The sequence below is a fragment of the Dyadobacter koreensis genome, from assembly GCF_900108855.1.
GTDB lineage: Bacteria > Bacteroidota > Bacteroidia > Cytophagales > Spirosomataceae > Dyadobacter > Dyadobacter koreensis.
Genome location: NZ_FNXY01000010.1, coordinates 85,988 through 99,430 on the forward strand (window position 1 = coordinate 85,988; position 13,443 = coordinate 99,430).

Here is a 13,443-nt window from a genome sequence, read left to right on the forward strand (position 1 = left end):
TTTCAAGAGATTGCCGAATTTCAGGAAGGGAATTCTGACCGTAAAGTTGGCTAAAAATAAAACAAAAAAGCCAGCTCTTAGCTTTATGCTAGTGAGCTGGCTTTATGTTATTTACAATTTTATCAGTTATAACCTGGGTTCTGAGGAGTCAGATTCGGGTTATTTTTCATTTCCTGAATACCTAATGGGAACAACAAATGTTTCGATTGCAAAGCTACTCCTGAACCTACATTCAGGTTAAGGTGACCAACGAAATCATCAAATCCTTTTGTTTTTTCGTTGAAAACTTTGCGTAAACGAACCATGTCAAACCAGGTAATTCCTTCGTAAGCGAATTCGTACCAACGCTCTCTCAAAACTGCATCGCGGAAAGTAGACTGGCTGAAAGTTCCTAATCCCGGGGTTGTCAATTTAGCTCTGTCGCGTACTTTCTTCAACGCATCGTAAGCTTCCTGAGTAGGTGCACCAAGCTCGTTTTGTGCTTCTGCGAAGATCAAAAGAACCTCTGCGTAACGAATCAAAGGAACGTTCAGGTTGTTATTACGGGTACCTGCAACGCCTTCTGAACCGTTGGCAGTCTGGTTAAAATGTTTGAAAACGTAGGGAGCTCCCAAGCTGAATCTTGCGCCGTTACCATTTGTGAAATAAGTGGTATAGAACCATCCCTCCTGATCCACGGTACGTAAGTCACCGGCTTCATACGAATTGTAGAAAGATAATGTTGGTACTGTACTTCCTGTTCCACCCGGGCCGGAGAAAGTTACCGGTTTGAAGTTTGGCAAATAATCTCCCAATGGGTTACCTGCTACTGCCACGTTATACTGGATCTGGAAAATGTGTTCAACACGGTTTTTCAAATTTTCCTGGTGAACTTGTTTGTAAGTGTCAAACAGATTAATTACACCCGGGTTCGCTTTTGCATAAGTGATAACTTCCAAAGCTTTGTCAGCCGCAAGTTTGTAGTGCGTAGCACCTTTGCTCAATGGGAAACCTGCCATTGTCAGATATACTTTTGACAAAAGAGATTTAACAGCCATCTGTGTAGCACGTCCGCTTGTTTCGGTCACTGGCAAACCAGCTGCTTCTGCGGCAACCAAATCTTCAACGATAAGCTTGTAAATTTCTTCCTGAGGTGCACGAGACGGCAAGAAATCCGCGGAGTTTGCTGTCTGAGGTGTAGTAACCAATGGAATGTCGCCCCAAAGTCTTACAGCATAAAAATATGCCCAAGCACGAAGGAAGCGCGCTTCACCGATCAACTTATTTTTTTGTGCATCAGTTGCAGGAGCAAGAAATGGAATAGTAGGAATTTTTTCCAACGCAAGATTAGCGTTGGCAATAATCCTGTACAAACCATTGTACCAGTTGTTTATATGCGCTGTGTTTCCATCGTATGTTAAAGAATACAAGTTATTCAAATCTGAATTCTGACCTGTTTCTGTTGTTGCTGTTCCGGTAACAGCTTCAAGCAGTTGCCAGTTTGCCGAGAAAATACCAGCTCCTTCACCATAAAACCGAAGACCTGCGTAGGTAGCTGCTACTGCTGCTTCCGCGTGATCAGGTATTGTATAAAAACTATCCGGTGTTAAGTTAGATGGATCTTGCTCGTCAAGAAAATCCGAACAGCTTGTCGGGCCAAGTAAAATGGATCCGCAGAGAAGTACCTTGGCTACATTTTTTAAATTATATAACTTCATAATCAATGTTTTTTAAGGATAAATTAATTGGCCAATTAAAATGCGATCTGTAAACCTGCCATGTAAGTAGTTGGTTTTGGATAGCCGTGCCAGATCATACCTTGTGAGAACACGTTGCTGTTTTGATCACCGTTCGTTGGTGTAACTTCCGGATCTCCGTGTGGGTATTTTGTAAGCAAGAAGAAGTTTTGCGCAGAAACATAAAGTCTCAGTTTGCTAAGTTTCAATTTGCTTGTCATTTCTGACGGGAAGTTATAACCTAGCAACAGGTTTCTTCCGCGTAAGAATGATCCGTCAAAAATCCAGTGAGAATCCACGTTTGTTACATAACCAGCTCTTGTTTCACGAATTTGGGCAACGGGCGTGTTTTGATTTGTTGGTGTCCATGCATTCAATACAGAAGTGTAGCTGTTTGCGATAGAAACGCGGTCTTCACTTGGGTGAAGCGTCATATCCATTACGTCGTTACCATATGAGTACTGAACATCAAATGTAAGGTCAAAGCTTTTGAAGCGAACTGTGTTAGAGAATGTACCCCAAGCTTTTGGACTACCATTTCCGATAATAGAGCGGTCAGCATCAGTAATAGCACCATCACCATTGATATCTTTGTACTTGATATCACCAGGCAACATGGTAAGGTTGTTACGGTAGCTGGTAAATTTGGCAGCTTCGTCTCTTTCAGCTTCGCTCCATGTTCCCAGACGAGTCAATCCCCAGAATGATCCAACCGGTTCACCGATACGGATGATACCTGTCTGGTTTGTAAAATTAGGACCACCTACACCGAAGATATCCGATGGTGTCGCCAATGAAAGTACTTTGTTTCTGTTCAAAGAGACATTGAAGCTCGAGTTCCATGTGAAGTCGCCTCTTTCAATGTTCGTTGTGTTCAAAGTAAATTCAAATCCTTTATTCTGCATAGAACCGATGTTCTTTCTGATTACAGCATAACCGCTTGAACGTGGAACCGGTGCATCCAGAAGCATGTCAGTTGTTTTTCTGTAATAGTAATCTGCTTCTACGGAAATTCTTCCTTTCAAGAAACTGATTTCAACACCAGCATCTGTCTGAGCTGTTTTTTCCCATTTCAAATCAGGGTTAGCCAGACGGTTGATACCTGTACCGCTTACTCTTGTATCGTTGTAGATTGTAGCATAAGTAGAGCTAAGCAATGACAAAGACGAATAAGGAGGAATTTCAGAGTTACCTGTCAAACCGTAACTTGTACGAATTTTCAAGTTTGAAATGATCGAGTTTCCTTTCAGGAATTCTTCATCTGATACTTTCCAGGCCAAAGCCGCAGAAGGGAAAAATGCGAATTTATGGTTCTCTCCAAATTTAGAAGATCCATCCGCACGTCCTGTGAACGTAACAAGATATTTATCAAGGAGCGTATAGTTCACACGTCCAAAGTAAGAGTTAAACGCGAAACTTTGTTCAAGAGAACCAACTGCCGGTAATGTAGCACCAGCACCAAGATTGTCAAATCCGAAATAATCGGTCGAGAAATTACGAACACTGGCGTTGGTTGTCGTAATGTTCGTTTTCTGCCAAGAAATACCGGCAAGCACGTTCAAAGCATGGATTCCAACAGTTTTGTTGTAAGTCAGGTAGTTTTCCCATGACCAGAACGTTTCTTTTCTTGCGTCTTTGCTGGCAGTACCAAATTCTGAAATTGCCAACGTACGCGTTTGAGATTGGTTTACTTCCTGGTTAATCACATTGATACCCAATACTGAACGTAGTTCCAAACCTTTTGCAAGTGTAAGGTTACCATACAAGCTACCCAATGTAGTAGCAGTATTCACGATATATTTACGTCCGGATAATCTGTGGATTGAACTGAATGAACCTTCTGCCTGAGGATAATCTCTGTTATTAGCAAAAGTTCCGTCTGGGTATCTTACAGGAAGGAAAGGGAAATCCTCAACCATCTGACGAGGAACAGCATCATTGATATCAACAAGATTTTCACTTTGGTTGTTATAGCTCAGCGTTGCACCGATTTTTAACCATTTTTTTACCTGATCATCAATGCTGAAACGTGTTGAATAACGTTTCAGATAAGATTCCTTCAATAAACCCTGATCATCCCGGTAGCCAAGAGACAACGCGTATGTAGTTCTTTCATTTCCACCACTGAAACCAAGCTGATGGTTTTGAGAAACTTTGTTTTGCGTTGCTTCCTTAAACCAGTCAGTGTCGTAATTTGGTTTGTAGCTGCCATCAGCTGCTAGAGTAAACACATCAGGGTGAGCAAGACTGAAAGCTGCTCTACGGGTCTGAGGATTAAGGTTAGCATATTTTCCAGAAGCCCAGCCAGCAGGGTCAAATTTCTGGATATTAGCATAAGCCAGATCTTCTACATCCAGATACTGTTGAGCATTCAATGTTTTAGGTCTTTTTGGACCAATTGTTGGCACACTCACGTCAACATTATAAGTAATGATCCCTTCACCGGATCTTCCCTTTTTGGTTGTAACGAGAATAACACCATTAGCACCTCTTGCACCGTAAATAGCGGTAGAAGATGCATCTTTCAAAACTTCAACAGAAACGATATCGTTAGGGTTAATATAGTCAATTGCAGAAGAATACTGGTTTTGAGTTCCCTGCGGAAGCATCACTCCGTCAACAACGTATAGTGGGTTATTGGAAGAGTTGATAGAACTGAATCCACGAATACGTATATTGCTTCTTCCGCCCGGGCGACCTGAGTTAACGTTTACCTGTACCCCTGAAACTTTACCTTGCAAAGCCTGATTCAAAGAAGGAGAAGGTCTTTCTTTAAGCTGATCTTCTTTAACAGAACCAACAGCACCTGTCAAGTCAGATTTTCTGGCAGTACCGTAACCAATAACAACTACCTCGCTTAATGCTTTTGTATCTGATTCGATCGCCACATCAAGTACAGAACGGCTCCCTACTGGAAGTTCCTGGCTAACATAACCTACGAAAGAGAAAACCAGAATGGCTCCGCTTTCAGGCACAGAAAGTGTATAAGCACCTGTTCCGTCCGTGGTTGTACCCGTGCTGGTTCCTTTGATGACAACGTTCACCCCGGGAAGGCCTTCACCTTTTTCTTTATCAGTAACTTTTCCTTTGATCGTTCTGTCAGCAGTTTTCAAACCGGACAGATTCGCATTGTTAGATTTTGACGATATTGTCTCAATGGTCCCGTTTGCGTATGTTCCCAAAGAACAGGACAGCGCGAGGGCCACTAAGACTGTTTTTTGCATCGCCCCTTTGAGAGTTTTGCCTTTTCTGGTAATATTCCTTTTCATACAGTTGGTTGCTTTAATTATGAAAATGTAATGTATAGTCTATGCGCATAGATATTGGTAAGCGTTAATGGCCTGTGATCGGTGATAACAGCCTAAAAAAGTAGTCAGGGTTTTTTCTTTCATAAAGTGATTTAATTTAAATTATAAAAAGGGACTGTATTTGCTAAGTTAAATGAGCCATAATTGCAGGTCTGTTGATGGACAAGCTTAAAGGGAAATAGTCCACACGCAGGTGCTGATCAGAACTGAAGCGGCCAGATACCAGTATGCCTGCTTGCCTATCTGGAACTTTCCGCTTTTTTTATCTTCAAGTTCTCTCAGTTTTATTTTATTCTTGATTTTTTCCAGAACGGATTTTGAATACTCTTCACTTTTTGATTCCGGGAAAAGCGTATTTATCTCTGATAAACTTTCAAAGGACTGATACCAGTCTTCTACTTCTTCACGCTCTTGTTGTGTGCAGGTACCAGTCAAATATTTATCCAATAGTCCAGGTGATAAAGGTGTCTTCATAAAGTATTCGTTTTGGATAATAATAAATCGGATTAATACAAAAATGAGATAGCTATTACTAGGACGCACGAGGAATTCAAATACCTTAGCTGAATCATAAAAAAAAGTGAAATTTTTTTATTTGGTAATATTGACGGCTATAAAAGGTCTAGTGATTGTCCGAAAATAGTCAAGAAAAGAGAAGTGCAGACCAGGGAATACTCGCGTAATTGTTGGCGTATCACATTTCTTGCTTTCAGAAGATGACTTTCGATTGTCTTGGGAGAAACATTGGTTTCTGTTGCAATTTCCTGAATTGATAAACCGGTTTCAAAGAGTTCGTAAGCGTGCCTGCACTTTTCAGGAAGCTCCTGTACGCTTTGTTCGTATGCTGTTTTCAAATCATTGTACGTGATTTCTTCATACGTTACCTGTCCGGCTTCTTGTTCGGTATAGTCGGCCGGGTATTCTGCTACCTTATTATTTTTACGGAAAAAAGAAATAACAGCATTGCGCAGAGACGTGTGAAAGTACGCATCAAACGTTTTAGCAAGCAAAATTTGATGTCTTTTTGACCATAGATTAACAAATAACTCTTGCACCAGCTCCTCTGACTGATCCCTGTCGTGAAGACGTTTATAGGCATCGTTCAAAAGTCGGTAAAAGTATCGGCGGTATAATTCTTCAAAAGCCTGGTGATTGTCCAGTTTGATTTCGGAGAAGAGTTCCTCATCATTAAATTCGATAAACTGAATTCTATTTGCGCTCATAGATTTTACAGCTGTTTATCAGGATAGGGAAGTATAATTCTAACAATAGATTTTTTAAAGTTTTAATTAATAGGGGCAATATTATAATAAATAAATATAATAATTAAATAGAATTTTAATATTGGTATTAAAAAAGTCATTGCAAACGTTTGCAAAAAATATTGTGTAACTGATTTATATATGTAACCGATGATTATTTAGTGTGTATAAACTAATTGTTAAAAAACGTAAATTTTTGACTTTTCAGAGAAGTTCAAATTAGTTACGATGTTGACTATCAAAATAATTCAGAACAAGGAAGAAGGTTATTTTTCGTCAGGAACTTGTATAGTAACAGATCAAAACTGGTTTGAGGAGATGCTCAGTTTTGCCTGACGGCGTTAAAGAATTAATTTTTTTTAATCACGATTTAAAAAGTGATTTTTTTCAGTATCAGCCTATCTGAGAAGTAATCAGTGCCGCTCAGATTTTGAAAATCTGATTGTTTATCCCAAACTTAAAATTGCAATATGTTAACAAAAAAACGGGTATCAGAAATGATACCCGTTCTTCAAAAAAATATCTTAAATACGCTTACACCAAGTCAATAACCACGCCACCGTTACGAACAGATTCATCGCAGGCAAAAGCGATCTGTAAACTTGTTACCGCGTCTTCAAGATGATCTGTAAGATCAAGATCTTCTTTTACAGCTTTAAGGAAATAGGCCTGTTCGCGGTTACACAGTTCCTGATGATCCGGCTCGTCTTCGAGGTTGATCCAGGAATCTTCCTGAACAAATTCATCCTTATCATTTAAAGCAGCATGATGCACACGGATCGATTCCGTTTTGGTATGAGCCTCTACTGAAGAAGATTTTCCCGCGCCGCCAGCATCTTTAGCAACAATGGAAACAGAACCTTTCGGCCCGATAACATCTTTCACGAAAAATGCGGTTTCACTGATCATCGGTCCCCAGCCCGCCTCATACCAGCCTACAGAACCGTCTTCAAACCAGATCTGAAGCTGGCCGTAATTGTAATTTCCAGCCGGAATATCTTCGGTCAGACGTGCACCGATTGCATTAACACGCACCGGTTTTGAACGGGTCATCTGGCACATCACGTCAATATAATGTACGCCGCAATCTACGATCGGGCTCAGGCTTTTCATCAGATTCCGATGAACCGTCCACATATAGCCGTGGCTTTGCTGGTTAAGATTCATACGCATTACCAACGGTTTGCCAATATTTTGAGCTTCCTGCACGAAACGTTCCCAAGATGGATGATGGCGAAGAATGTAGCCAACAACGACTTTTTTGCCCGCTTCTTTTGCAGCAGCGACAACTCTTCTCGCACCTTCAACAGAAGCAGCCAAAGGTTTTTCTATAAATACATGAGCACCTGCCTCCAATGCCTGGATCGCAAAAGCTTCATGGGTATCCGGATAAGTGGATATACAAACAGCATCCGGCCGAGTCTCGTTTAGTGCAGTTTCATAATCGCTGTAAAGCGCATAACCGCCGCCTAGTTTTTCGTTTAAAACTTCTTTGCTTTTTCCTGTCGATACGATCCCGCAGATTTGGAAACCGTCTGATAACTGGTAAGCAATTGCATGGGATGCGCCCATATTACCACAGCCGACAACAAGGACGCGCAATGGATTTTCATTAACTGAAGCAGACATACGAATGTTAATGTTTAATGGAATTGGGGTTGATTAGGAATATTAACATCAAAATTAAGGATTTAAATTCGTTTAGGGAAAATTAAGATGTTTATGTAACGCCAAGGAACTTCCGGTTCAAAAGTTTCTTTAAGTCAAGTTCCGGGCATTGTTCAAATAGCTATTGTTGTAATGGTTTCAGAACAATTTCAAAATCATTTACCGTATTTGAAATTAAAACCAATATAAAATTGGTAAAAATGCCTTTTGCAGTTGATTTGCTGTTTATGTAACAGCCGGCCAACTGCATTTATGTTAAAATATGTTTATTATTGATTAATACCTGAAATGTTTGCGGGCAATACACCCTTTACCTTTGTTAAAAATTCAGATTCTTAAATTTTATCAAACATATATCATGGACAAGGCATCATGGCAGGGCGTATTTCCTGCACTAGTTACTCCGTTTAAATCTGACGACACGATTGATTTTGACATGTTTGCAAAAAATCTTGCAGCGCAGGTTGAAGCGGGAATTACCGGTATTATCGTTGCGGGGTCTTTGGGCGAAGCAAGCACATTGACATCGGAAGAAAAATACGAACTGGTTAAATTTGCAAAAAAATCGCTTCCTGCGGAGATGCCAGTGGTTTTATGTATTGCAGAACAATCGACAGCAGTTGCTGTTGAAATTGCGAAAAAAGCAGAAGAGATCGGTGCTGACGGACTAATGGTTTTGCCTCCGATGCGCTACAAAGCAGACGATCAGGAAACGGTTGTTTATTTTACAACAATAGCAAAAAGCACTTCTTTGTCGTTGATGATTTACAACAATCCTGTTGATTACAAGATCGAGGTGACTTTGGATATGTTTGAGCAATTATCTGCTTACCCGAATATTCAGGCGATCAAAGAATCTACACGTGACGTAAGTAATGTAACTCGTATTTTTAATCGTTTCGGTGACCGTTTCAGAGTTTTCTGTGGTGTTGATACTTTGATCATGGAAGAAGTAATGCTTGGCGCAGACGGTGTCGTTGGTGGTCTGGTAGATGCTTTCCCGAAAGAAACAGTTGCTATTTTCAACTTTGTAAAAGCGGGTCAATACAAAGAAGCACTTGCTGTTTACAGATGGTATCTTCCTCTTTTGGAGCTTGATATTCATCCAAAACTAGTTCAGAATATCAAACTGGCTGCAACCCTGGCAGGTATCGGATCAGAATATGTAAGAGCTCCAAGGTTAGTTTTGGAAGGTGCTGAAAGAGAAAAAGTTTTGGCGATTATCAACGAAGCAATCGAAACTCAGCCTGTTTTATCAGATTATTTAAATCTTACTGTGGACTCATCCGTTGCATAATTTTGTTGTTCTGGTTGAATTATAACTTTGACCAAAAGTGCTTTCCTGTTTAGGGCAATGTGCGATTTGCCCCAAACAGGAAGCTTACGTAAAGCTTTTGGAAACCAACCAACATTATAAACGCTGATAGCCAATCGCTAAAAGCCCCAATTATGGATATTTCAAAAGAAGAATTAGATGGTATCGTTCAAAAAGCCCAGAAGGCTTTTTTGATCATTAAAAATTTCCCGCTTCAAAAACGAATCGCCTTCATGCGTGCCGTAGCGGATGAAATCGAGGCGCTAGGTGCTGAGCTTATCCAAACTGCTATGGCAGAATCTCATTTGCCGGAAGGGCGTTTGGTAGGAGAAAAAGGGAGAACAATTTTTCAGTGGAGAAGTTATGCCGATGCAGTGGAACGGGGTGATTCGCTTGATGCGAGCATCGATACCGCTAACGCCGAACGTACGCCGCCGAAACCAGATATCAGGAAAACTGTCGTGCCGTTAGGTCCTGTTACTGTTTTCGGAGCAAGCAATTTTCCGTTTGCATTTTCAACAGCGGGTGGCGATACCGCAAGTGCAATTGCAGCAGGCTGTCCTGTTATTGTGAAAGCACACGAAGGGCATCCAAAAACATCGGGGATTATGGCTGATGCTATTTCGCGTGCCGTTGAGAAAAGTGGTATGCCGGAGGGAACATTTGCACACGTATATAGTTCGACATTCGAAACGGGCCAGCAACTTGTAAGTCATCCCTTGATGAAAGCGGTTGGTTTTACAGGTTCATATCGTGGAGGTAAGGCATTAATGGATCTGGCTAACCAGCGTCAGGAACCTATACCTGTTTTTGCCGAAATGGGGAGCGTAAATCCATTGTATCTTTTACCAAATAAAATTAAATCAGCACCTCAGGAACTGGCAAAACAATATGCCGGATCCCTGACATTGGGTGTTGGGCAATTTTGTACTAATCCGGGATTGGTTATTGGCGTCGCCGGTAAGGATCTCGATCAGTTTATTGAAGCATTAAAGCAGGAAATTGCCGGAATTGCTCCTTCTTCTATGCTTAACGAGAAAATAGCAAACGGATATGCTGAAAGTCGCGAAAAAATTATCGGGCAGTCAGGGGTAGAAGTTCTTGCGGTTTCTGCCACGGAGGCGGCAAAAGGACAAGGTTTACCAACTGTTGCAACGGTGGCGGGTGTTGAATTACTTGTTAATCCTGCTTTACTCCATGAGGTTTTCGGGCCTTTTGCATTAATAGTTCAATGTAAAGATGCATCAGAATTAGTAGCAGTTACAGAAAAACTGGAAGGGCAACTGACTGTTTCTCTATTTGCAACTAACGAAGATTTGTCTGAGAACACGGAGGTATTATCAATTTTACAAACAAAATGCGGTCGTATTTTATTTAATAACTTCCCGACAGGCGTTGAAGTGTGTAAGTCGATGCATCATGGCGGACCTTTTCCGTCATCAAGCAATGGAGCCTATACTTCCGTAGGAGCAGATTCGATCAAACGTTTTGTAAGACCCCTCAGTTTTCAAAACTGGCCGGACGAATTTTTACCTGACGAATTGAAGAGCAGCAATCCGCTGAATATATGGCGGACAGTCAATAATGAAAGAACAAAAGAGGCGGTTGGCTGATTGCTTTCAAATTTTAAACGGAATTAAAATAAAATAATTTAAATGCCTAAGCTGAATGCCGAAAGCCGATAGCTGACAGCCGATACATATGCGTAAGACTTTTTTCTGTATAGATGCCCATACTTGCGGCAACCCGGTACGGGTTGTCGCGGGCGGCGGACCGTTATTGCAAGGTAGCAGTATGATGGAGCGCAGGCTTCATTTTTTGAAAGAGTTTGATTGGATCAGAAAAGGATTGATGTTTGAGCCTCGTGGTCATGACATGATGAGCGGAAGCATACTTTATCCGCCAGTCGATCCTGAAAATGATATTGGAGTTTTATATATCGAAACCAGCGGTTGTCTGCCTATGTGCGGTCATGGAACTATTGGGACAGTTACTATCGCGATTGAAGAAGGATTGGTAACGCCAAAAGTGCCGGGGAAACTTCGTCTTGAAACACCAGCCGGACTCGTTCTGGTAGAGTATGTGCAAGAAGGAAAGAAGGTCAAATCCGTTAAACTGGTTAATATCAAGTCTTTTTTAGCAGCTGAAAAATTGACGGTTGAATGTCCTGATTTAGGTACTTTGACTGTGGATGTTTCTTACGGCGGCAACTTTTATGCAATCGTAGACCCACAGGAAAATTTCAAAGGATTGGAAAATTATACTGCTGATCAATTAATCAGCTGGAGCCGGGTTTGCAGGAAACGCATGAATGAACAATATACATTTGTGCATCCCGAAAACGAGCATATCAACGGACTGAGCCATTTCTTATGGGCAGGCGCGGTGCTTGATCCAACTTCAACAGCCAGAAATGCAGTTTTCTATGGAGATAAAGCAATCGACAGATCTCCTTGCGGCACGGGCACTTCGGCACGGATGGCACAATGGCATGCGAAAGGAAAATTAAAAAAAGGCGACCAGTTTGTTCATGAAAGTATTATCGGGTCCAAGTTTATCGGCACTGTTGAAGATGAAGTTGCCATCGGTGATAAACCTGCGATCATTCCGGGAATTGAAGGCTGGGCGATGGTGACAGGCTACAATACAATCATTATCGACGACGAAGATCCGTATGCTTACGGTTTTCAAGTGTTGTAATAGAAAATTTTAACCGTAATAGGCGCAATGGATTTCGCAATGGACGCGAAATTTAAAATACAGGGTTGCGTCCATTGCGTAAAACTTTGCGTCCATTGCGGTTAAACGATATGAAAATGGACACAAATAAAGGAAAAGTTGTCATTGTTGGAGGCGGAATTATGGGGTTGGCTTCCGCTTATTATCTGTTGAAAGACGGGTGGAAGGTAACGGTTCTGGATAAGGGTGATATGACAAATAATTGTTCTTATGGAAACGCAGGAATGATCGTTCCCAGTCATTTTATCCCTTTGGCAGCACCGGGAATGATCTCGAAAGGAATAAAATGGATGTTCAACAGCCGCAGCCCTTTTTATGTGAAACCTTCTCTGGATTTTTCACTGATATCCTGGGGTTTGAAATTTATGAAAAGTGCCACGGCAAGTCATGTGGAAAATTCAGCGCCCTATTTGAGAGATTATCATTTATTGAGCCGTCAGTTATACAAGGATCTTTCCGAAGAATCAGGGTTTAATTTCGGTCTGGAAAACAGAGGAATTCTGATGCTTTACAAAACTGAAAAGGCAGGTGAAGAGGAAATCCATGTAGGAAAAGACGCGCAGAAACTTGGTCTGGATGTTGATATTTTAAGTAAAGATCAAGTGCAGGCATTGGAACCGCATACAAATCTTGATGTGATCGGCGCTGTTCATTATCGTTGCGACGCGCATTTGTATCCCAATGCACTGATACCCCAATTGATTGAGTTTGTGAAAAAGAACGGTGGAGAGATTAAAATAAACAGTGATGTAACCGGATTTGATATTCGTGATGGTGAGATCAAGGCGGTGCAGACAAGACATGGAGATATTGAAGGCGATCTTGTCGTGATGACGGGTGGAACATGGCTTCCCGAGCTTGCAAAACTGGCAGGATTGTCGATTCCGGTAATGCCTGGAAAAGGATATTCATTTATGGAGCCAAACACGGAGCATAAAATTATTCATCCGTCACTTTTGATCGAGGCCAGAGTAGCAGTGACACCGATGAACGGACAGGTTCGTTTCGGCGGGACGATGGAAATTGCGCCGGTAAATGACAAGGTAAATATGAACAGGGTAGAGGGTATCGTAAATTCAATTCCTCAATATTATGCTGACCTTTCAACAGACTTACCAAAAGTAAAAGACATATGGTATGGTTTCCGTCCTTGTTCGCCGGATGGTCTGCCTTATCTTGGATATAGTAAGAAATTGAAAAATCTAATCGTAGCCGGCGGTCATGGTATGATGGGCGTAAGTCTTGGTCCTGCTACTGGAAAAATTGTTGCAGAACTGGCTGATCGCAAGTCAAATTCTATCGATATTTCAATTTATGATCCACAACGTTACAACTGATCCGGTTTTTTGAAGTAGTGGTCATGGTAAGCTTTATACCTTGGTTGTATCCGAGCAGGTGAAGGAATAAGTTATGGTGAAATCGATAAATATACGAGG

General features: G+C 41.3%; 9 protein-coding genes. 4 read left to right on the top strand and 5 right to left on the bottom strand.

What is annotated here, in order from left to right; translation table 11 throughout:
- Positions 1–122: 122 nt before the first annotated feature.
- The 5 genes from BMY70_RS27290 to BMY70_RS27310 all read right to left on the bottom strand — a co-directional run bounded on the left by BMY70_RS27290 (position 123) and on the right by BMY70_RS27310 (position 7,914).
- Positions 123–1,697 carry a RagB/SusD family nutrient uptake outer membrane protein gene (locus tag BMY70_RS27290; RefSeq protein ID WP_090341011.1) on the bottom strand — a complete coding sequence of 525 codons (1,575 nt, stop codon included), beginning with the start codon at positions 1,695–1,697 and terminating at the stop codon, positions 123–125.
- Between the two features lie 35 nt (positions 1,698–1,732).
- The gene (locus tag BMY70_RS27295) at positions 1,733–4,984 is read right to left on the bottom strand and encodes a SusC/RagA family TonB-linked outer membrane protein (protein WP_229209803.1); all 3,252 of its coding nucleotides are present in this window, start codon (positions 4,982–4,984) and stop codon (positions 1,733–1,735) included.
- Between the two features lie 207 nt (positions 4,985–5,191).
- A complete protein-coding gene (locus BMY70_RS27300; RefSeq protein ID WP_090341013.1) occupies positions 5,192–5,497 on the bottom strand; it encodes a hypothetical protein in 306 nt (101 codons plus the stop codon).
- Positions 5,498–5,634: 137 nt separating this feature from the next.
- Positions 5,635–6,246, bottom strand: a complete 612-nt coding sequence (locus BMY70_RS27305; RefSeq protein WP_090341016.1) for an RNA polymerase sigma factor — start codon at positions 6,244–6,246, stop codon at positions 5,635–5,637.
- Between the two features lie 573 nt (positions 6,247–6,819).
- Complete coding sequence (locus BMY70_RS27310; RefSeq protein ID WP_090341018.1) at positions 6,820–7,914, bottom strand: Gfo/Idh/MocA family protein; 1,095 nt, start codon at positions 7,912–7,914, stop codon at positions 6,820–6,822.
- A 397-nt stretch (positions 7,915–8,311) separates the two neighbouring features.
- Here BMY70_RS27310 and BMY70_RS27315 point away from each other — a divergent pair, with 397 nt between their 5' ends.
- The 4 genes from BMY70_RS27315 (at position 8,312) to BMY70_RS27330 (ending at position 13,344) form a co-directional block, all read left to right on the top strand.
- Positions 8,312–9,250 carry a dihydrodipicolinate synthase family protein gene (locus BMY70_RS27315; protein WP_090341020.1) on the top strand — a complete coding sequence of 313 codons (939 nt, stop codon included), beginning with the start codon at positions 8,312–8,314 and terminating at the stop codon, positions 9,248–9,250.
- 116 nt (positions 9,251–9,366) lie between these two features.
- Positions 9,367–10,881, top strand: coding sequence for an aldehyde dehydrogenase (NADP(+)) (locus BMY70_RS27320; RefSeq protein WP_262485760.1), 1,515 nt, complete (start codon positions 9,367–9,369; stop codon positions 10,879–10,881).
- A gap of 88 nt (positions 10,882–10,969) precedes the next feature.
- Entirely contained in the window at positions 10,970–11,968 is a 999-nt protein-coding gene (locus BMY70_RS27325; protein ID WP_090341024.1) for a 4-hydroxyproline epimerase, read from the top strand.
- Positions 11,969–12,084: 116 nt separating this feature from the next.
- The gene (locus tag BMY70_RS27330; RefSeq protein WP_090341475.1) at positions 12,085–13,344 is read left to right on the top strand and encodes an NAD(P)/FAD-dependent oxidoreductase; all 1,260 of its coding nucleotides are present in this window, start codon (positions 12,085–12,087) and stop codon (positions 13,342–13,344) included.
- Positions 13,345–13,443 lie beyond the last annotated feature (99 nt).